The following is a 19,422-nucleotide window of genomic DNA, read 5'->3' as shown; positions in this document are numbered from 1 at the left end:
GGAACCATATGGTTCCGGGCCCCAGCCGTTATCAGTTACCTAATCAAAAGTTAGCAGTATTCGAAGCGGGTGGGTTAGCGGGCTACGTGATCCCCAGCTGAACCCCGAGCGGTACCGTTGAGGGCATCGCGAATTTCGGTGAGCAGCTGAATCTGTGGGTCGACTGCCTCGTCCTCTGGCTCGATGCCGAGCTTGCGGTTGCGGCGCTCGATCATCTTGTTCATTGGCATCACGATGCAGAAGTAGACAGCTGCAGCGATGAGCAGGAAGTTCACGACAGCGGTGAGGAAGACACCGACCTTGACGGAACCGAAAACGAGCCAGTCATCGAAGTTGGGGGTGCCAACCAGCATCGCGATGGCAGGCATGATGACCGAGCCTACGAGGGCGTCGATAACCTTGCCGAAAGCGGCGCCGATGATGACAGCCACGGCAAGATCCATGACGTTGCCCTTGGAGATGAAATCTTTGAATCCTTGGATCATGCTAAAAGTATAAATGCATGAAGCTTGCTTTGGGATGTAACCGCGAACTGTTGGCGTGTGATCTGCGTCAGGTTCACTCAGATTTTCCGTAACAGCATGTGGTGGACCGAATGGTCTGAGTCTTTTGTTAGTACCAGCTGGGCGCGCCCTCGGGTTGGGCGCACGTTCTGGGTCAGGTTCGGTTCGTTGATGCGCGTCCAGATGCTGGTTGCGGTCTCGATCGCTTCCTCGTCACTGAGTTGGGCGTAACGATGGAAGTAGTTATCCGGCAGACTGAACGCCTTGGTGCGAAGACGCATGAAGCGTTTGATGTACCAATCGCGGATGTCTCGGGTGCGCGCGTCCACATAGATGGAGAAATCGAAGAAGTCACTCAAGGCAAGCCCCACGGTCCCATCCCCGCGCCGGCGAGGTGGGGCGAGGACGTTGAGGCCCTCAACGATCAGCACATCCGGCTGGTCTACGACCGTGAATTCGTTCGGGACGATGTTATAGAAGTGGTGCGAATACGTAGGGACTTTGACGTTGGGTACCCCGGATTTCACTTCCGTGATGAACCGCATCAGGGCTCGCTGGTCATAGGATTCGGGGAAGCCTTTGCGGTCCATGATGCCGCGGCGGATGAGCTCCTCATTGGGGTAGAGGAAGCCGTCGGTGGTCACGAGCTGCACTTTAGGGGTGCCTGGCCAGAGGCTCAGTAATTCACGCAGCACGCGGGATGTTGTGGATTTGCCGACAGCTACGGAACCTGCGACTCCGATCACGAACGGGGTGCGGCGGAAGTGCTCGCCGAGGAACCTGTTGGTCGCCGAATGGGTAGCCGCCGCGCCTTCGACATAGAGGGAAAGCAAACGTGAGAGCGGCAGATAGACTTCCCGGATCTCGTCTTGGTCGAGGCGGTCGCCGAGCGCGTTGAGGCGTTGGACGTCCTCGGTGCTGAACGGTTGCTCCATCGTGTGGGCTAGGCGCGCCCATGTGGCACGGTCCAAACCCACGAACGGGGAACGGCCGCCAGCGTTCTCGCTGTGTGCGGCGTTGGCGGTGTTCTCGTTCTCTAGCGAGGCGTCTTCTAACGCTTCGTCAATGAGGTCCTGGGCGGTGGTCATCCTCTTCATTGTGTCATCTTTAACGCGCGCGTGTTGAAAACGGTGTAGCAACCCGCGCCGGTAAGAGTGCTGGTCTAGGTAGCCCGCTGTGGCCGCGCACCGGTGAGCAAGGGTGTTCGGTTGACAGGGGCGTTCGATTAAAAGCGGCGGGGGAGAGGTGATAAATTTTTCGCATGTGCGGAATCATCGGATACGCCGGCCCAGGGCCGGAAAACACTGGCAAGCATGACGCCCTCGATGTGGTGCTTGAGGGGCTCAAACGCCTGGAGTATCGGGGCTATGACTCCGCAGGTGTCGCAGTCGATGCCGGCGATGTGGTCGAATACCGGAAGAAAGCTGGCAAGCTGGGCAACCTGTTGGCCGAGCTTGAAGCAAATCCTCTGCCGGCATCGGGCACTGGCATCGGCCACACCCGTTGGGCTACCCACGGCGGCCCGAGCGATGTCAACGCACATCCGCACGTGGCTGATGAGGGGCGGCTCGCGCTGATCCATAACGGGATCATCGAGAACTTCGACGCGCTCAAGAAGCACCTGCTGGAAGCCGGCTACAGCTTTAAGTCGGAGACGGACACCGAGGTGGCCGCGGTCCTGCTGGGGGACGTGTACCGCAACGAGGCCGGAGGGGACCTCACGAAGGCGATGCAGATGACCGCTTCCCGGCTTGAAGGCGCGTTCACGCTGTTAGCGATCCACGCTGAACATCCGGGGGTTGTGGTTGCGGCGCGCCGTAACTCGCCACTGGTCGTGGGCCTGGGCGAGGGTGAGAACTTCCTCGGCTCTGACGTTTCGGGCTTCATCGACTTCACAAAGCGTGCGGTTGAGCTGGATCAGGACCAGGTGGTCACGATCACCCCAACCAGCCACGAGATCACTGACTTTTCCGGCAACCCTGCTGAAGGCACTGAGTTCACGGTCGATTGGGACGCGGCCTCGGCATCGAAGGACGGTTTTGAGTCCTTCATGGCTAAAGAGATTTTCGATCAGCCGGAAGCGGTCGCGAACACGCTACTGGGGCGTACGGATGCCCGCGGGCACCTCAAACTCGATGAGCTACGCATTGACGAGACCGAGCTCAAGGGTATCGACAAGATCATCGTGCTCGCGTGCGGTACTTCCGCTTATGCAGGCCAGGTCGCTAAATATGCGATCGAACACTGGTGCCGCATCCCGGTTGAGGTCGAGTTGTCCCATGAGTTCCGGTACCGCGACCCGATCGTGACCCCATCCACGTTGATCGTGACGATCTCCCAGTCCGGGGAAACCATGGACACCCTCATGGCGTTGCGGTACGCGAAGGAACAGGGCGCGCGCACGCTCGCGATCTGTAACACGAACGGTTCATCGATCCCACGCGAATCCGATGCGGTGCTCTACACCCACGCCGGCCCGGAGATCGCGGTGGCCTCAACCAAGGCGTTCCTCGCCCAGGTTGCGGCGACCTATCTGCTGGGCCTGTACTTGGCGCAGCTACGCGGCAACATGTTCTCCGGCGAAGTAGCTGACCTGCTGGCCGATATGGCGGAGATCCCGGACAAGATCGAGAAGATCCTGGCCCAGAAGGACCAGATCAGCGAGCTCGCCCGCAGCATGGCCGAGACCGAAGCGGTACTGTTCTTGGGCCGGCACGTGGGCTACCCGGTAGCGATGGAAGGTGCGCTCAAACTCAAAGAGCTCGCCTATATCCACGCCGAAGGATTCGCCGCTGGTGAGCTCAAGCACGGCCCGATCGCGCTGATCGAGGAAGGCCAGCCCGTGTTCGTTGTGGTGCCGTCCCCATCGGGCCGCCACTCGATGCATTCGAAGGTCGTCTCCAACATCCAGGAGGTCCGCGCCCGCGGCGCCCAGACCCTTGTGATCGCTGAGGAAGGTGACGAGGCCGTAGGTAACTATGCTGAATGGGTCTTCCGTGTCCCAGAGACCAAGGCCCTGCTCGCCCCACTCTTGACGGTGGTTCCGCTCCAGATCTTCGCGATGGAGCTCGCCTCCGCTAAGGGCCTGGACGTTGATCAGCCACGCAACCTCGCAAAGTCAGTGACCGTCGAATAACGTCCCAGTTCACGCACTCAGCTGAACGCAGTCACCTGAACGCGTCCGACGCAACGAACCCGGCGCCGACCGGCTATGAAGCCGTGAATTCGTTGAGCCACTCCCGTAGCTCCGGGCCGAGGTCCTCGCGCTGGCACGCGATCTCGATGACTGCTTTGAGGTAGGAGAGCTTATCGCCGGTGTCGTAGCGGCGGCCACGGAAGATGACCGCGGTCACGCCGCCACCGTCTTCAGCTGGCATCGCGGCGAGTTCAAGCAGGGCATCGGTCAGCTGGATTTCACCGCCACGGCCTGGAGCGGTGCGTTCAAGCACATCGAAAACCGCTGGGTGCAAAACATAACGGCCGATAACCGCGAGGTTCGACGGCGCATCCGCAACAGCTGGTTTCTCCACGAGGTCAGTCACGCGAACAAACTCCTCGTCCTGGATTGCCTCGACGGCAGCGCACCCGTAGGAGGAAATATCTTCCGGATCCACCTCCATGAGGGCGATCACGGACCCGCCAACGCGTGACTGCACAGTGATCATGTCACGCAGCAGGGTAGAGGACTCCTCAATGAGGTCATCACCGAGCAATACCGCGAACGGCTCATCACCCACATGCAGAGCTGCGCGGCCAACCGCGTGACCGAGGCCTTTAGGCTCACCCTGGCGGATGTAGTGGACATCGCCGAGCTCAGCAGCCTGCTGGACAGCTTTAAGGAGCTTCTTCTTACCCGCTAGCTGCAACTGATTTTCGAGGTAAGGGGAGGCATCGAAATGATCCTCAAGCGAACGCTTAGGCGCCCCAGTAATCATGAGGAGATCATCGAGCCCCGCGTTCACTGCCTCTTCAACGACGTACTGGATAGCTGGCCGGTCAACAACCGGCAGCATCTCTTTAGGCATCGCTTTCGTAGCCGGGAGGAAACGGGTTCCGAGGCCTGCCACAGGGAAGACAGCTTTGCGGACTTTGAACTGGTTCATGTTCCGCATTAAACCAGCGAAGGTTAGCGGCAGGTAAATAAAACCTGTATGCGTGGCGGTATTCACAGGCATTCAGCAGGGGCCAGCTTGCTTAGCGGCCGCGAGCCTCGGATGCCGATGGCGCGCGAGCAAAGCGTGCGTGAACAGCGATAGCATCGAAACATGATTGTGGGCATCGGTGTTGACGTTGTGGACGTTCCGCGTTTCGAGAAGCTGATCCAGCGTACCCCTGCTCTGGTTGAACGTCTGTTTTGCCCCAGCGAGCGTGAGGTGCGGACCCGCTCGCTGGCCGCGCGTTTCGCCGCGAAGGAAGCGGTCGCGAAAGCTCTCGGCTCCCCCGGGGGAATGGTGTGGCATGACTGCGAAGTGTGCACACTGGACTCCGGCGCCCCTGTGCTCGATGTGCGCGGTAGCGTGAAAGAGGTCGCCGACCAGCTCGGTGTCAAAAGCTGGCACATATCCCTCACCCACGACGGCGACGTAGCGATCGCGTACGTGATAGCCGAAGGCTAGAACAAACAGGCCCGCGAGACAGGCCCCGAGACAGGCTCCCAGCCCGGAAGGTACACCGATGCACCTGCTCTATAGCCCCGACGAGGTCCGAGTGGCAGAAGCTCCGATGCTCGCCGCATGCGAAGCCGCAGGCAACCCCGATCAGCTCATGCGACAGGCCGCCTACGGGCTTGCCGCGCACATCGCTCGGGCCGTCACCAACCGGCCCGCGCTTCCGGAACCGACCGTGGCCGGGCCTGAAACGTTAGCCGCGCTCACAAAGCCGGCACCGTCCATGCCCGGGGCGGGTTCTCAGTTGCGTGGGGCGCGCATCGTGGGTTTGGTCGGCCCCGGCAACAACGGCGGTGACGGACTCTATGCGCTCGCTGAGCTCTCCGGCCGCGGGGCACGATGTGTGGCCGTGATGGTCGCGGACCGCTGGCACGAACGTGCCGCAGCCGCGGCAGCCGCCGCCGGGGTCGAGGTCGTGAAGCATCACAAACGTGAGGCAGCGCAGGGCTCTGGTGCGACGAAGCATAACGAGGTGCTTCAGCATCTAGCTTGCGCGGATGTGATCGTGGACGCAGTACTGGGGATCGGCGCGAAAGGCGGGATGCCGATTCCCGGCTGGGACGCGGATGCGCAGACCTGGGCGGTGCACGGGGAAACCCTGGACGCGCTGGTTGTCGCAGCCGACTGCCCCTCAGGGCTCAACACACAGACCGGCAACGCGGATGAAATGGTGCCGCTCGCGGACATCACGGTCACGTTCGGCGCACTCAAACGCGGGCTCGTGGCCGGGGCGGCGCGTGAGAAAACCGGCGACATCTACCTCGTGGAAATCGGGCTACAGGCCCCGCAGGATACTCACCTCATGCCGCGGCTTATAACCCCCGCCGACGCTGAGAGCGAGCTCCTGGCGCCACGCCCCGGCGACCACAAATATTCGCGTGGAGTCCTCGGCATGGTCGCAGGTTCGCCCGCCTATCCCGGGGCCGCGGTCCTGTGCTCTACAGCAGCGGCCGCCATCGGAGCGCACGATGCCGGGCGCGGCGGGATCGGGATGCTCGTAACCGCAGGGCGTGGGGCTGCTGGCCAGGCTGTGGTGCAGACTCTGCCGGAGGTCGTCAACATCGACAGGGCTGAGCTTGCTTCGCCGGCCGGCTCGGCAGAATCAGCATCGAACGGGTGGCCTGCGGTGACCTCTAAGGTGAACGCGTGGGTCGTAGGCCCGGGGCTCGGGGAAGAGCCCGAAGACCTCGAACCGGCGCTCGCCGTGATGCGGGGCACCCAGGGCCCTGTGATCGTGGACGCCTCAGCGCTCGCGGTATGGGAACCCTCGATAGCGGCTCGGACTGACACGGATGCCGGAGCTGAAGTCAGCACTAAGGTCCACGTGTTGACGCCTCACGCGGGAGAGTTTCTAGCGCTTGTGCAACGGTTGGGTATAGACGCCGCGGACCCGGCTGAAGACCCGGTCTCCGCAGCGCGGGATCTGGCGGCAGCTGTTGGCGCGGTCGTGTTGCTCAAAGGCTCAGCGACGGTGGTTGCTGCGCCGCGCGGCGCCACGTTCCTCGCGGCATCCGCGGCTGCGACGCTCGCTCGCGCAGGTTCGGGAGATAAGCTCGCCGGTGTCCTGGGCGCGATGCTCGCAACCCACGCCGCTCGGGCCTCGGCCCGCGGCGAAGAACTCAGCCTGGAACGCATTGCGCATCTGACTGTGGCGGCCGCGGTTCTGCACGGAGCGACGTACAGCATCGAACGCTAACTCGTTGGTTTCGGTGAACCCTACTTTTCGCGGAACAGCAGTGCTTCGGCGTAGGCGGCTTGGAACGCTTTCCAGCTCATCAGAACGCACTTGACCCGGTTGGGGAACTTCGCGGCACCAGCTAACGCGACCGCATCGCCGATGATCTCCTCTTCGGCCTCAACCTTCCCGCGGGAGTGAAGCACCTCATCGAAATGAGCGGTCATCTCCTCGATGTCGCTGACCGGCTCGCCTATGAACAGGTCCGCCATCATTGAGGCGGAAGCGCGGCTCATCGCGCAACCAGCCGCCTCATAGGAGATGTCCTCGACTGTTGCGCCGTCTTCGGAGAGTTTCAGACGCAGCTGGATCTCGTCGCCGCACACCGGGTTCACGTGGTGTACATCGGCGTCAAAAGGCTCACGTAAGCCCGTGTGTTTGGGGTGCTTATCGTGTTCGAATATCAGCTCTGAATACAACGTATTGAGGTTCATGGTCACCGGAAACTGTTGAAGTAGTCGATGGTTTTCTGTACGGCCTCAACGAAAGCGTCCACCTCAGCTACCGTGTTGTAGACGCTGAAGCTAGCGCGCGTGCTCCCATGGATCCCGTAGCGGCGGTGCAGCGGCCAGGCGCAATGATGCCCCACACGCACCAGCACACCCTGGGAATCTAGTGCCTGCCCCACATCGTGGGGGTGCAAACCCTCGATGCTGAACGCAACCGCACCAGTACGGTGCCGCTCGGATTGGTTGCCCGTGCCGTCCTCGCCGTGACCTTGCTCGCCGTCGCCCGGCACGTTCAGCCCCGCGCCGATGATGCGGAGGCGGTCGATGCGGCTCAAACCCGTGAGCGCGCGCTCCACGAGCTGGGCTTGATGCGCGGCGACGTTATCCATGCCGAGCGCGTTGAGGTAATCGCACGCGGCGGCGAGCGCAACGGCTTGCGCTGTGGGTGGGGTTCCTGCTTCGAAGCGTGCCGGAGGTTCAGCGTATGTGGTGTGCTCCATCGTGACGATCTCGATCATCGAACCGCCAAGCATGAACGGAGGCAGGTCTTTGAGGAGTTCGTAACGGCCCCACAAAACACCGATGCCGGTGGGGGCGAGCATCTTATGGCCGGAGAACGCGAGGAAATCAACATCGAGCTGCTGAACATCCACGGGCATGTGAGGGACGGACTGGCACGCATCGAGCACCGTGAGCGCGCCGACTTTCTTCGCCGCGGCAACCAGTTTCGCTACCGGGTTGATGGTTCCGGTGACGTTGGACTGGTGCGTGAATGCGAATACTTTGGTGCGTTCGGTCAGTAGCGTTTCAAGGTCTGTCAGGTCCAGTTGGAAGTCATCCGTGAGTGGTACCCAACGCAAGGTGGCGCCGGTCCGGCGGGCGAGCTCTTGCCACGGTACGAGGTTCGCGTGGTGTTCCATCTCGGTGATGAGGATCTCGTCCCCGGGGCCAACGCGGAGCCGGGGTGGGGTCGAGTCGTCTCCGTTGCCTAACGCGTAGGCGACGAGGTTGAGGGCCTCGGTCGCGTTCTTCGTGAACACCACTTCGTTGGCTGATGCGGCGCCGATGAAGTCGGCGATGGTCTCACGTGCGTCTTCGTACGCGTTCGTTGCGGCTTCAGCGAGCTGATGCGCGCCACGCTTGACCGCAGCGTTAGACCCCAACACGAAATCAGTCTCAGCGTCCATGACTTGCTGTGGGCGCTGGGAGGTCGCCCCGGAATCCAGATAGATCAAACCGGAACCGTCCGCGGCCTTACGGTTCAGGATCGGGAAATCCGCCCGAACCGCATTGACCTCGAATCCAGTGTTGACATCAGATCCGGTGCTGACGTCGAATCCGGTGTTGACATCATGTTCAGTCATGACGCTCCTCGCTACTTCTACTCGCTGTGGCCTTCGCTCTTGTGCCCCATGCGGTCCAGGGTCCACCCTGCGGAAGTCCATGCTTGCGGATCGAGCACGTTGCGGCCATCGATCATGTAACGATCCGCAACAACCTCACCGAAGGAAACCGGATCGAGGTTCTTGAATTCATCCCATTCGGTCAGCAACAACACAACGTTCGCGCCGCGTGCGGCATCTTCGGCGGAGTCCGCGTACCGCAAGCGTGGGAAGCGTTTAGCCGCGTTCTCCATGCCTTGAGGGTCATATACAGACACGTCTGCGCCAGCTGAATACAGGCGGGCGGCAACATCCAAGGCGGGGGAGTCACGCACGTCGTCCGAATTCGGTTTGAACGCCGCACCTAGCACCGTGATGTGTGCCCCGTGCAGGTCGCCTCCCACCGCACGCTCGGCAAGATAGATTGCGCGTTCTCGGCGGCGCAGGTTGATCTCGTCGATGTGGTCGAGGAAGCGCATCGTGTGTGGAAGGCCGAGCTCGGACACGCGCGCCTGGAGAGCACGGATGTCTTTCGGTAGGCAACCGCCACCGAAACCGATGCCGGCGTTGAGGAACTTACGGCCGATGCGCGGATCCATCCCGATCGCATCCGCGAGCGTCTTGATGTCCCCGCCCACGGTCTCAGTGATCTCAGAGAACGCGTTGATGAAGGAGATCTTGGTAGCCAAGAACGCGTTCGCGGCGACCTTCACCAGCTCGGAAGTCTCGAAATCGGTCACCACCAGAGGCGTGCCGTCGTCCAACGGCTTCGCGTACACGGCCCGCAGGATGTCCTCGGCCCGCTGGGACTGCACACCGAACACGAACCGGTCCGGGGTCAGTGTGTCTTCAACCGCGAACCCTTCACGTAGAAACTCAGGGTTCCAGCACAGCTCAGCATTGATATCCAGGCCACGCTTAGCAACCAGCTTCTTCAACCGCTTCGCCAAACGCGCCGCAGTACCTACAGGGACCGTGGACTTACCAGCAATGAGGGTGTCCTTCGAAACCACGGCACCCAGCGAATCAATCGCGGCATCGACATAACGCATGTCCGCGCCGTGATCGTTCTCCCGCTGCGGGGTACCAACACCGATGAAGTGAACATCAGCATCGGCCACCTCTTGATAATCCGTAGTGAAACGCAAACGCCCTTCACGTACGTGGCGGGCCAGCATCTCATCCAGGCCCGGCTCATGAAACGGAAGCACCCCGGCGTTGAGACGTTCAACACGTTCAACCTCAACATCAACGCCGACCACCTCGAAGCCGAGCTCCGCCATGCAAGCGGCATGCGTAGCCCCCAAATATCCCGCACCGATCACTGAAATCTTCCGCGGCTGTGCTGCATCCTGCACGAATGTTCTCCTCACAGTTGGCTACCTATGATCTTAGGCGTTGAGTCGCATACCCAAGCCCGAACCTGGTGAAGGTCTACGCTAGAAGGGTGTGTTCCCACAGTTTTTCCTCCACCTCCAGCCCCGCGGGTGCGGATCATAATGCGTCCGATGCGGTTGGCACCGCTACGTTTGGCGCCGATGACGCGGCGCAGGCCCCGGCATCGGCTCCGGTGACGCAATGGTTACATGCCCACGATGCGGTAGCGGCTGCCCCTGAACGCTGCGCCGAGATTGACCTTGGCGCGTTGGCCGCCAACGTCGCCAGGATCCGTCAACAGGTGGGGCAAGCGCGCATCATGGCGATCGTCAAAGCGCAAGCCTACGGGCACGGCGCGATCGAGTGCGCGCGCGCCGCGCTGGATGCAGGCGCCACATGGGTAGGGACCGCGCACGTGAGCGAGGCGCTTGAGCTGCGTGCCGCGGGCATCGAGGCGCCGATGGTGTGCTGGCTCCACACATCGGACACCGACTTCGAGGCGGCCGTGGCACAGGGCATTGACGTGGGGGTATCCGGTTGGGAACTGGACCCGATGATCGAGGCGGCACGCGCGGTGGGGCGCACGGCACGGATTCACCTGAAAATCGATACCGGCTTAGGCCGCAACGGGTGCACCGCAGCCGAATGGCCACATCTTGTGGAGCGCGCCGCCGCGGCCGAACGCGCCGGGGACATCCGCGTGGTGGGTGTGTTCTCCCACTTCGCGATGGCCGATGAGCCAGAACACCCCGCCAACGACGTGCAGACCCAGGCTTTCGAGGACGCGCTCGCGGTGGTCGCGGACGCCGGGTTGAAACCTGAAGTGCGTCACATCGCGAACACCCCGGCGACGTTCACGCGCCCGGATGCGATCTATGACATGGTCCGGGTCGGTCTGGGCCTCTATGGTTTATCTCCTTTTGAAGGGGTGTCCTCGGCCGAGCTGGGGTTGCGGCCGGTCATGCGCCTGGTTGCGCATGTGGCCGCAGCTAAACGGGTCGATGCGGGCCAAGGTGTGTCCTACGGCCTGCGTTGGCGGGCAGAGAAGCCGACGACGCTGGGCCTGGTTCCCGTCGGTTACGCCGACGGCATCCCGCGGATCGCCGAAGGCACCCACGTGACAATCGATAGCGTGCGGTATCCGGTGGTGGGCCGGATCGCAATGGATCAGTTCGTGATCGACCTCGGCGCTGAAGCAGACCCAGCGGAATTTGTCGGTAAAGACGCCGTGGTGTTCGGCGACCCAGCACATGGTGAACCCGGCGTTGAAGAGTGGGCGGAAGCCGCCCACACCATCAACTACGAGACCGTCACCGGGATCTCCGACCGCGTCCCACGCCGCATGATCCCCGCAGATGGTGCGGCTGCGGGCAACGCTGATGTGAGCGGCGGTCGTGCGGAGACAGCAGACGACAGCTCACTGTCGTTGACTATTCCAACCCCAGCGGCGATGCAGTGCTTAGCCCGCACACTCGCAAGCGAACTGCAAGCAGGCGATGTTCTCATCCTGACCGGGGAACTCGGCGCCGGAAAAACAACCTTCACCCAAGGCCTCGGCGAAGGCCTCGGCGTGCGCGAAGGCATCACATCGCCAACATTCGTGCTCTCCCGCATCCACCCCTCACTCAGCGACGGCCCCGCACTCGTCCACGTGGATGCCTACCGGCTCGGATCCGCAGAAGAACTCGAAGACCTCGACCTCATCGACACCGTGGAGAAATCCGTGACCGTCGTCGAATGGGGCCGCGACCGCGCCGAAGGCCTCTCCGAATCCCGCCTCGAGATCACACTCGACCGCCCCATCGGCGGCAACACAGCCGCACAACCCGACAGCGAGACCCCGGCCCCGTGGGAAGTCGAAGACGAAGAAGAAGCCGCCGCACCCCGCATCGTGACCCTGCGCTGGGTGGGCCCACGCTGGAACGAGGCGGCAACCACCGGACTGCGCGCCGCGCTCGCCGAATTCACTGACACCGTGAAGGAGGGCTGAAATGCGCGACGACATCAAGAAGATCCTGGCGTTGGATACCTCATCAGTGGTTTCCGTCGCGTGCGTGACTGTGAGTACTGAAGGCGCTGCGGATACGCAGGATGCTGCGGGCGTTAAGGTGGTCGCGGTACACGAGACCGATTCCACGACCCGGCATGCCGAAGACCTCATCCCCGTGTGCAAACAGTTGCTCGCCCAGGCCGGGTGGGAACGCCCAGACGCCGTCCTGGTAGGGGAGGGGCCGGGTCCCTTCACCGGCCTGCGCGTCGGGATCGCCGCTGGTCAGAGCCTCGCCTTCGCGTGGGGTATAGACGCCTACGGCGTGTGCTCGCTCGACGGGCTCGCCGCGCAGCTACTGGCCGAAAGCGGTCTTGCCAGCGATCGTGCCGCTACAGATGCCGAACCGGTCGTGACAGCGGCGCTGGATGCCCGCCGTCGTGAGCTGTACTGGGCGAGCTATGCACGTAATGGTGCGCGCGTCGACGGCCCGCACGTAACCAAGCCTGGCGAGCTATCGGCCGCTTATCCGGTAGGTGGTGCCGGGGCGGGTGTTCGCGCGGAAGAGCTAGCTCAGGCTGGTATCCCGGTGCTCGCCGGAACCGAAACCACGCCGGTATCCGCGGCATATCTGGCCCGCGCCTGGTACGCCGCCGGCATGCCAGCTAACCCGCCGGTCGCGCGGTATCTGCGCGAATCCGACGCGGTGGTCCCGGCCGCGATGCAAGGCCGCCAACGATGAGCACCGACTTAGCCCCCGCTACCGAAGCTGAGCTGGCGCGAGCCCCGGAAGGCTATATCGTGCGCCAGCTGGATGTGGGCGATGCCGCGGAACTCATGCCGCTCGAAGCCGAACTTTTCCTGCTGGACCGCTGGGATGAACACATGATGCGCGAGGAACTTTCCCACCCCGAATGGCGGCAATACTGGGGCGTGGCCGAGCTGGGTTCAGGCGACGAGGGCACCGAGCAGGAAGCCGGGGCGCTGGTCGCGTATGCGGGCCTGCAATACAGCCCGCATATCGCAGATATTCAGACCATCGGGGTTGTGCCGGAGCATGCGGGCCGCGGGGTCGCGCGGTATCTGATGTGGCTCATGGAGTCCCGGGCGCGTGACTGGGGCGCGACCCACATGATGCTCGAGGTCCGCGCTTCGAATGAGCGCGCCATCGAGCTGTATCAACGCAACGGGTTTGAAGAGATCGCCCGCCGCCGCGGATACTATCCAGGTGGTGCACCCGCCGCGACTAGCGTGTCCGGTGCGCCCAGCGCGAGCGAAGACGCCGTGATTATGCAGAAAGACATCCGAGGGAAGCTATGAACACCGTGAAACCTGAGACCCTCGACGCCCCGGCGGCCTCTGCCGCTACAGTTTCAGGGCCGGTCGTTCTGGGTATTGAGACCAGTTGCGATGAGACGGGCGTGGGCATCGTCCACGGAACCACGCTGCTTGCTAACGCGGTTGCGTCCTCGGTGGATGAGCATGTGCGTTTCGGCGGGGTCATCCCGGAGATCGCTTCGCGCGCCCACGTTGAGGCGATGGTCCCGACGTTACGTTCAGCTTTAGAGACCGCGGAACTCACGCTCGATGATGTCGATGCGATCGCCGTGACCGCCGGGCCTGGCCTAGCGGGCGCGTTGATGGTGGGTGTTTCTGCCGCGAAAGCGCTCGCGTTAGCTACCGGCAAGCCGCTGTACGCGGTCAACCATTTGGTTGCGCATGTCGGGGTCGGTGTGCTCGATGGTGGAGAGCTACCTCCGAACCTCGGCGCGGTGCTGGTTTCGGGCGGCCACACCGAGATCCTCAAAGTGGATTCGCTGACTGCTGACATCACGATGCTCGGGTCAACTATCGATGACGCCGCGGGGGAGGCCTACGATAAGGTCGCCCGCCTGCTGGGGTTGAGCTATCCGGGCGGACCCGTGATCGACAAGCTGGCGGCCCAAGGCAACCGGAAAGCGATCCGCTTCCCGCGTGGACTCACAACGGGCAAGTTCATGGGAACCGCGGAAGAACCGGGGCCGCGCCGCTATGACTTCAGCTTCTCCGGACTGAAGACCGCGGTAGCACGCTATGTTGAGCACTGCGAAGCAACCGGGGAAGAACTCGTCATCGAAGACGTGTGCGCCTCGTTCCAGGAAGCCGTCGCGGACGTCATCACATCCAAAGCCGTGATGGCGTGCCGAGAACACGGGCTCACAACACTGCTTCTGGGTGGCGGGGTCGCCGCAAACTCACGCCTGCGCGAACTGCTAGCCGCCCGCTGCGCCTCCGCCGGAATCCAGTTACGCATCCCACCCTTTTCGCTGTGCACCGACAACGGCGCGATGATCGCCGCACTCGGCGCCCAACTCGTGATGAACGGCGTAGAACCCACCGGAACCGACTTCGGAACCGACACCTCACTACCCGTCAGCACGGTGTCTATGAAAAGCACCGTGTCAATACCAGCGCCACCGGCGAGTTAACGATCAAGTGAGGCGTGCAGGCGCCGCGAGTTATCGTGCACAACCGCGGCCAAGTCGCCGCCATTAGCCTCAGCCACATTGCGTTGCTGTTCGTATTCGCACGGCTGTTGCATCATCGTCGTGATGTGGTTGAGCTCCTCAGCGCAACCCAGCCGTTCAGCGATCGGGGCTAGCCGTTCAACATCTTGAGCGATCTGATCGGTCACCAGCAGCTCATCACCAGCCGAATTCAGGATGATGATCGCTTCACGGCCGTAGCGGGCCGCACGCCACTTGTTCTCGACGCGGAACCACGGCGTCATGACCGGGATGTCCCATCCGGCATCCAGGGCGTCCGACATCTCCGTGACGAGGCACTGGGTGTAGGCGGCGACCGCGGCTATGTCATCCAAATCCGGGAGCCCATCGCAAATCCGCATCTCAACGGTCCCGTATTTAGGGACCGGGCGGGCATCCCACCGGATCTCATCCAAAACATCCACCACGCCCGTGTGCAGCATATCCGCAACATAGGACTCATATTCGAACCACTGAGAGAAATGGAACGGCAGCCCCGCGGTGGGCAACTGCTGGAACATTAACGATCGTTGCGAACCGTAGCCGGTGTCAGCCCCACCCCAGAACGGCGAAGAGGACGTCAACGCTAAAAGGTGCGGCTGCTTATTGATCAGACCATCAACGATCGGCAGGACCTTATCCCGGTGATCGATCCCAACATGCACGTGCACGCCGTAAATGACCATCTGCCGGCCCCACCACTGGGTGCGATCAATCAGGGTCGCGTAGCGGTCCTTATCGGAAACCTCTTGCAGGGTCGGTTCCGCGAAAGGGTGGGAACCTGCGCAATACAGTGAAGTGTTGAGCGGATCCAAAATATCGCTCACGTCACGCGCCGTGGAAGCGAGATCCGCGACTGCATCGGATACCGTGTGGTGCACGCCGGTCACGCACTCGACCGTGTTCTGTAGCAGCTCGCGCGTGAGCCGCGGCGCGCCGTCCGGGTGGTTGATGCGGCCCTGCTGACCAAGCTCGTCAAGGATGCGTGGGGCTTCCGGGCGCAAATCCCCGGTGTCGCGATCTACGAGCGCGATCTCCCATTCGATCCCCAGGGTCGAGGGCTCTGACGGGGTGAATTCGATGCCCATAGGTCTCCTCGCATCGGTGGCGTGCAATTAGACGATCATACGGCGGAGCCGGGGATGAGCTCACATCCGAAGACGATTCGTTGCTTCCCGATGCGCGTGAGCACAAGCGTTGCTGAGCCGTCGCCGTGGCCTTTGCCCAGCAGAATCGTGCGCAACTCTTCCGGTGTGACGTCCAGGCCGCGCTTTTTGATGGTGAGCTGCCCGATGCGGTTGTCGCGTACCCAGCTGCGCAGCGCCTTGATCTTGTAGGGCATGACCATGTCGATGCGGTAGCTGTTGGCCAGCGGGGTCGCGGAGGCGGTGTCGCCGGTGAGGTAGGCGATGTGCGGGTCAAGCCCGGTCGCCTCAAGCTGTACGGCCAGATCGGCTACGAGCCCGGCGCGGATGACTGCGCCGGCAGGTTCGTGAAGATAGGTTCCGTACGTGGCTGTGTCTGAGAGGACGGGAAGTGACAGGTTGCTGTCGGTTTCGATTATGGGCACATCCTCGCCGAGCGCGAGAGCATCTGAATCCAGGTCGGGGTGGGCGGCACTCGAGGTCAGTTCTGCAGTCTGATCGTCCTTCAACACCAGCGCGGCCCTCCGCACCTGCGCCCGCCGCGCCTCGTTAAACCACAGCGTGGCTTCGACCACGCTGCCGTTGTGCTCAACCCACTGCGCCTCCGCGGTCTCAGGGATCGATTCGTGCGGGATCCCAGGCCCGAGCTTGACCCCCATCGGAAGCCCACGGTCAGCCAGTGTCTCCACGAAAGACAACGGGGGAGAGAACGCTTCAGGGTTCCAGCGGCGGCGCGTGCCCGAAGTCGTGGTTTCGCGGCGTGCAGGGTCCATCCATACCGCATCGGCGGCAGAAATATCGGCTTCCTCAGCGAGCCCATGCACCACCGTGACGTTAGGGAACGGAGCGGTGTTCACGGTCGCCGCGGCTGCCGTGACCTCGTCGGCCTCGACCGCGGTCACATCGATTCCCAGCGCGGCCATCGCCATCGCGTCCGCACCCAAACCGCAACCGAGGTCCGCAACGTGCCCCACACCGGCATCGCGCATCCGGCCCGCATGGCGCGCAGCAACAGGTAGGCGGGTTGCCTGTTCGAGGCCCGCCTGCGTGAGAATCATCCGCTCAGCGAATGGCCCGAACTTAGCCCGAGCCTTGAAACGTAAGGCAAGCTGATGCACGACGGCGGAAACCAGGCCCGCTGGATGCCCGGCCTTGCGCAGGCTCAAGGTCAGCTCGGTTGCTAACTTCTTGGTCGCAGCCTGATCCGGCGTCAGCTGGGAGAGCAGCTCTTGGCCTTCAGGTGTGAAGGCCGCGGCGACCGGCTCCGCCGGGTTAGACGTGATGGAGCCTTCTTTTTTGCTGGATGCCATGCCTCCAGCTTGTCACGAATGTGCCGGAATGCGGCGTAGGGGAAACGAGGAGGTGATGGCGGCGAGGTGCGGCAGGGCGAGGTGTAGCAGAGCATCGGGTGGGGTAGTAGAGGGCGTGGCGAGCACGCTCAAGGCGAACAATTGGCACTCATCTTGACCGAGTGCCAGATAACTTCCTAAAGTGGAAGACATCAGCACTCGGAAGCCGAGAGTGCTAAATCCGAGTGCGCAAGCCATCAGCTGCTTCCGGTCGACACCCGCGACGACGCCCGGAGGACGCGTTGTATGGCCCGTACACCTACAGGTCTATTACGCAAAGGAGAGGTCCCATGCCGATCTCTATCAAGCCCCTCGAAGATCGCATCGTCATCCAGCAGCTCGAAGCCGAGCAGACCACCGCTTCCGGCCTGGTGATCCCAGACACCGCCAAGGAGAAGCCTCAGGAAGGCAAGGTTGTTGCCGTTGGTGCAGGCCGCGTGGATGACAAGGGCAACCGCATCCCAGTGGACGTCCAGGAAGGCGACGTCGTGATCTACTCCAAGTACGGCGGCACCGAAGTCAAGATCGGCGGCGAGGAATACCTCGTACTGTCCGCTCGTGACGTGCTCGCAGTAGTCGAGAAGTAACCCTTCCCGGTTTCTCACAACTCTTGATCTAGCGGCCTCCCGTAACCCGGTTGAGGCTATGAAGGAGTAAAACGAATGGCAAAGCAGCTTGCGTTCAATGACGCGGCGCGCAAGGCCCTCGAAGCCGGCGTGGATCGCCTGGCGGACACCGTCAAGGTCACACTCGGCCCGCGCGGGCGCAACGTGGTCCTCGACAAGCAGTGGGGCGCACCAACCATCACCAACGACGGCGTGACCATCGCCCGCGACGTCGAGCTCAAGGATCCATACGAGAACCTGGGCGCGCAGTTGGCTAAAGAAGTAGCCACCAAGACCAACGACATCGCCGGTGACGGCACGACCACCGCAACCGTTCTGGCGCAGGCCCTGGTCAAAGAAGGCCTACGCAACGTAGCGGCAGGTGCCGCACCAGGTGAAATCAAGCGCGGCATCGAAGCCGCAGTCGAGGCCGTTGAGGCCCGCCTGCTGGAGAACGCGCGTGAAGTTCAGGACGAGAACGTCGCCCACGTCGGCGCGATCTCCGCGCAGTCCGATGAAGTCGGCGAGCTCCTGGCAGAGGCGTTCAAGAAGGTCGGCACCGACGGTGTCATCACCATCGAAGAATCCAACACGACCCAGACCGTGCTGGATGTGACCGAGGGTATGCAGTTCGATAAGGGCTACCTCTCGCCACACTTCGTGACCGACGCTGAACGTCAGGAAGCAGTCCTCGAAGACGCTTACGTGCTGATCAACTCCGGCAAGATTTCCGCTCTGCAGGACATCGTTCCGTTGCTTGAGCATGTCTTGAAGGAATCCAAGCCGCTGTTTATCATCGCTGAAGACATCGAAGGCGAAGCCCTTTCGACCCTCGTGGTGAACAAGTTGCGCGGAACCCTCAACGTTGTTGCCGTGAAGGCCCCGGGCTTTGGTGACCGCCGCAAGGCAATGTTGCAGGACATCGCGATCCTCACCGGCGCCCAGGTAGTCTCCCAGGACCTCGGCTTGCGTCTGGACCAGGTTGGCCCAGAGGTATTCGGTAAGGTCCGCCGCGTGACCGTGACCAAGGACAACACGACCCTGGTCGATGGTGCAGGCGATGACGAAGAAGTGGCCGCACGCGTAGCCCAGATCAAGGCAGAGTATGAGAACTCTGACTCCGAATGGGATAAGGAGAAGCTCCAGGAGCGTCTGGCTAAGCTCGCCGGCGGTGTTGGCGTCATCAAGGTTGGTGCCGCAACCGAGGTTGAGCTCAAGGAACGCAAGGCACGCATCGAAGACGCCGTGTCCTCGACCCGTGCAGCGCTCGAGGAAGGCATCGTCGCCGGCGGCGGCACCGCGCTGGTCGATGCGCTCCACGTGCTCGATGAAGACGAGGCGCTCAAGGCATTCGAAGGCGACGCCGCAACCGGTGTTGACATCGTCCGCCGCGCCCTGGTGACCCCGGTCAAGCAGATCGCTGCCAACGCAGGCTTCGATGGATCCGTCATCGCAGCGAAGGTCTCTGAATCCCCAGCCAACCACGGTTTCAACGCCAAGACAGGCGTCTATGAAGACCTGCTGGCAGCTGGCGTGATCGACCCGGTCAAGGTGACCCGCTCGGCACTGCGCAACGCGGCATCGATCGCAGCGCTCGTGCTGACCACCGAAACCCTGGTTGTGGATAAGCCAGCCGAGGAAGACGAAGACTAAACTCTTCCTCCCGGCCCGGCGCAACCGGCTATCGCGCTAGCCACA

17 protein-coding genes are annotated in these 19,422 nt (G+C 62.5%); 9 read left to right on the top strand and 8 right to left on the bottom strand.

Features of this window, described 5'->3' with window-relative positions; genetic code table 11:
• Positions 1–74 precede the first annotated feature (74 nt).
• Positions 75–485, bottom strand: coding sequence for a large conductance mechanosensitive channel protein MscL (gene mscL, locus HMPREF3160_RS09500; protein ID WP_070508150.1), 411 nt, complete (start codon positions 483–485; stop codon positions 75–77).
• A 77-nt stretch (positions 486–562) separates the two neighbouring features.
• Complete coding sequence (gene coaA, locus HMPREF3160_RS09495; RefSeq protein WP_083285623.1) at positions 563–1,591, bottom strand: type I pantothenate kinase; 1,029 nt, start codon at positions 1,589–1,591, stop codon at positions 563–565.
• 173 nt (positions 1,592–1,764) lie between these two features.
• Here coaA and glmS point away from each other — a divergent pair, with 173 nt between their 5' ends.
• Complete coding sequence (gene glmS, locus HMPREF3160_RS09490) at positions 1,765–3,639, top strand: glutamine--fructose-6-phosphate transaminase (isomerizing) (protein WP_070508149.1); 1,875 nt, start codon at positions 1,765–1,767, stop codon at positions 3,637–3,639.
• A gap of 73 nt (positions 3,640–3,712) precedes the next feature.
• On the opposite strand, the gene galU is transcribed toward glmS, so the two are convergent.
• Positions 3,713–4,606, bottom strand: a complete 894-nt coding sequence (gene galU, locus HMPREF3160_RS09485) for a UTP--glucose-1-phosphate uridylyltransferase GalU (RefSeq protein WP_141739901.1) — start codon at positions 4,604–4,606, stop codon at positions 3,713–3,715.
• A gap of 162 nt (positions 4,607–4,768) precedes the next feature.
• On the opposite strand from galU, the gene HMPREF3160_RS09480 reads away from it, so the two are divergent.
• Together HMPREF3160_RS09480 and HMPREF3160_RS09475 are read left to right on the top strand one after the other, a co-directional pair.
• Positions 4,769–5,119 carry a holo-ACP synthase gene (locus HMPREF3160_RS09480; RefSeq protein ID WP_070491075.1) on the top strand — a complete coding sequence of 117 codons (351 nt, stop codon included), beginning with the start codon at positions 4,769–4,771 and terminating at the stop codon, positions 5,117–5,119.
• Positions 5,120–5,177: 58 nt separating this feature from the next.
• The gene (locus tag HMPREF3160_RS09475; RefSeq protein ID WP_070508147.1) at positions 5,178–6,866 is read left to right on the top strand and encodes a bifunctional ADP-dependent NAD(P)H-hydrate dehydratase/NAD(P)H-hydrate epimerase; all 1,689 of its coding nucleotides are present in this window, start codon (positions 5,178–5,180) and stop codon (positions 6,864–6,866) included.
• A gap of 20 nt (positions 6,867–6,886) precedes the next feature.
• Here HMPREF3160_RS09475 and sufU read toward each other — a convergent pair whose 3' ends face one another.
• The 3 genes from sufU to HMPREF3160_RS09460 are packed head-to-tail and all read right to left on the bottom strand — an operon-like array spanning position 6,887 to position 10,094.
• Positions 6,887–7,339, bottom strand: coding sequence for a Fe-S cluster assembly sulfur transfer protein SufU (sufU, locus tag HMPREF3160_RS09470; protein WP_070508146.1), 453 nt, complete (start codon positions 7,337–7,339; stop codon positions 6,887–6,889).
• A gap of 2 nt (positions 7,340–7,341) precedes the next feature.
• A complete protein-coding gene (locus tag HMPREF3160_RS09465) occupies positions 7,342–8,718 on the bottom strand; it encodes an aminotransferase class V-fold PLP-dependent enzyme (RefSeq protein ID WP_083285622.1) in 1,377 nt (458 codons plus the stop codon).
• A 17-nt stretch (positions 8,719–8,735) separates the two neighbouring features.
• Positions 8,736–10,094, bottom strand: a complete 1,359-nt coding sequence (locus HMPREF3160_RS09460) for a UDP-glucose dehydrogenase family protein (RefSeq protein ID WP_176744733.1) — start codon at positions 10,092–10,094, stop codon at positions 8,736–8,738.
• Between the two features lie 89 nt (positions 10,095–10,183).
• Between HMPREF3160_RS09460 and alr the strand changes: the two genes are divergently transcribed.
• The 4 genes from alr to tsaD are packed head-to-tail and all read left to right on the top strand — an operon-like array spanning position 10,184 to position 14,568.
• Positions 10,184–12,103, top strand: a complete 1,920-nt coding sequence (gene alr / locus HMPREF3160_RS09455; protein ID WP_070508144.1) for an alanine racemase — start codon at positions 10,184–10,186, stop codon at positions 12,101–12,103.
• 1 nt (position 12,104) lies between these two features.
• The gene (gene tsaB / locus HMPREF3160_RS09450) at positions 12,105–12,842 is read left to right on the top strand and encodes a tRNA (adenosine(37)-N6)-threonylcarbamoyltransferase complex dimerization subunit type 1 TsaB (protein WP_070508143.1); all 738 of its coding nucleotides are present in this window, start codon (positions 12,105–12,107) and stop codon (positions 12,840–12,842) included.
• Positions 12,839–13,420, top strand: coding sequence for a GNAT family N-acetyltransferase (locus tag HMPREF3160_RS09445; RefSeq protein WP_070508142.1), 582 nt, complete (start codon positions 12,839–12,841; stop codon positions 13,418–13,420). The genes tsaB and HMPREF3160_RS09445 overlap by 4 nt, the downstream gene beginning before the upstream one ends.
• The gene (gene tsaD / locus HMPREF3160_RS09440; RefSeq protein ID WP_070508141.1) at positions 13,417–14,568 is read left to right on the top strand and encodes a tRNA (adenosine(37)-N6)-threonylcarbamoyltransferase complex transferase subunit TsaD; all 1,152 of its coding nucleotides are present in this window, start codon (positions 13,417–13,419) and stop codon (positions 14,566–14,568) included. The genes HMPREF3160_RS09445 and tsaD overlap by 4 nt, the downstream gene beginning before the upstream one ends.
• Here the strand turns inward: tsaD and HMPREF3160_RS09435 are convergent.
• Positions 14,565–15,713, bottom strand: coding sequence for a glutamate--cysteine ligase (locus tag HMPREF3160_RS09435; protein ID WP_070508140.1), 1,149 nt, complete (start codon positions 15,711–15,713; stop codon positions 14,565–14,567). The two genes, tsaD and HMPREF3160_RS09435, sit on opposite strands and share 4 nt — an antisense overlap.
• Before the next feature lie 35 nt (positions 15,714–15,748).
• On the bottom strand, positions 15,749–17,080 hold the full coding sequence (locus HMPREF3160_RS09430; protein ID WP_070508139.1) for a class I SAM-dependent methyltransferase: 1,332 nt from the start codon (positions 17,078–17,080) through the stop codon (positions 15,749–15,751).
• Positions 17,081–17,409: 329 nt separating this feature from the next.
• On the opposite strand from HMPREF3160_RS09430, the gene groES reads away from it, so the two are divergent.
• Together groES and groL are read left to right on the top strand one after the other, a co-directional pair.
• Positions 17,410–17,706, top strand: coding sequence for a co-chaperone GroES (gene groES / locus HMPREF3160_RS09425; protein ID WP_070508138.1), 297 nt, complete (start codon positions 17,410–17,412; stop codon positions 17,704–17,706).
• Between the two features lie 75 nt (positions 17,707–17,781).
• The gene (gene groL, locus HMPREF3160_RS09420) at positions 17,782–19,377 is read left to right on the top strand and encodes a chaperonin GroEL (RefSeq protein WP_070508137.1); all 1,596 of its coding nucleotides are present in this window, start codon (positions 17,782–17,784) and stop codon (positions 19,375–19,377) included.
• Positions 19,378–19,422 lie beyond the last annotated feature (45 nt).

The sequence above is a fragment of the Arthrobacter sp. HMSC06H05 genome, from assembly GCF_001807395.1.
Lineage (GTDB): Bacteria > Actinomycetota > Actinomycetes > Actinomycetales > Micrococcaceae > Pseudoglutamicibacter > Pseudoglutamicibacter albus.
The sequence above is the reverse complement of the archived record's forward strand: the minus strand, read 5'-3'. Positions and strand labels throughout refer to the sequence as shown.

Bases quoted from the DNA above. Each gene is read 5' to 3' on its own strand.
- mscL (WP_070508150.1), bottom strand. From the start codon at position 485: ATGATCCAAGGATTCAAAGATTTCATCTCCAAGGGCAACGTCATGGAT.
- coaA (WP_083285623.1), bottom strand. From the start codon at position 1,591: ATGACCACCGCCCAGGACCTCATTGACGAAGCGTTAGAAGACGCCTCG.
- glmS (WP_070508149.1), top strand. From the start codon at position 1,765: ATGTGCGGAATCATCGGATACGCCGGCCCAGGGCCGGAAAACACTGGC.
- galU (WP_141739901.1), bottom strand. From the start codon at position 4,606: ATGAACCAGTTCAAAGTCCGCAAAGCTGTCTTCCCTGTGGCAGGCCTC.
- HMPREF3160_RS09480 (WP_070491075.1), top strand. From the start codon at position 4,769: ATGATTGTGGGCATCGGTGTTGACGTTGTGGACGTTCCGCGTTTCGAG.
- HMPREF3160_RS09475 (WP_070508147.1), top strand. From the start codon at position 5,178: ATGCACCTGCTCTATAGCCCCGACGAGGTCCGAGTGGCAGAAGCTCCG.
- sufU (WP_070508146.1), bottom strand. From the start codon at position 7,339: ATGAACCTCAATACGTTGTATTCAGAGCTGATATTCGAACACGATAAG.
- HMPREF3160_RS09465 (WP_083285622.1), bottom strand. From the start codon at position 8,718: ATGACTGAACATGATGTCAACACCGGATTCGACGTCAGCACCGGATCT.
- tsaB (WP_070508143.1), top strand. From the start codon at position 12,105: ATGCGCGACGACATCAAGAAGATCCTGGCGTTGGATACCTCATCAGTG.
- HMPREF3160_RS09445 (WP_070508142.1), top strand. From the start codon at position 12,839: ATGAGCACCGACTTAGCCCCCGCTACCGAAGCTGAGCTGGCGCGAGCC.
- tsaD (WP_070508141.1), top strand. From the start codon at position 13,417: ATGAACACCGTGAAACCTGAGACCCTCGACGCCCCGGCGGCCTCTGCC.
- HMPREF3160_RS09435 (WP_070508140.1), bottom strand. From the start codon at position 15,713: ATGGGCATCGAATTCACCCCGTCAGAGCCCTCGACCCTGGGGATCGAA.
- HMPREF3160_RS09430 (WP_070508139.1), bottom strand. From the start codon at position 17,080: ATGGCATCCAGCAAAAAAGAAGGCTCCATCACGTCTAACCCGGCGGAG.
- groES (WP_070508138.1), top strand. From the start codon at position 17,410: ATGCCGATCTCTATCAAGCCCCTCGAAGATCGCATCGTCATCCAGCAG.
- groL (WP_070508137.1), top strand. From the start codon at position 17,782: ATGGCAAAGCAGCTTGCGTTCAATGACGCGGCGCGCAAGGCCCTCGAA.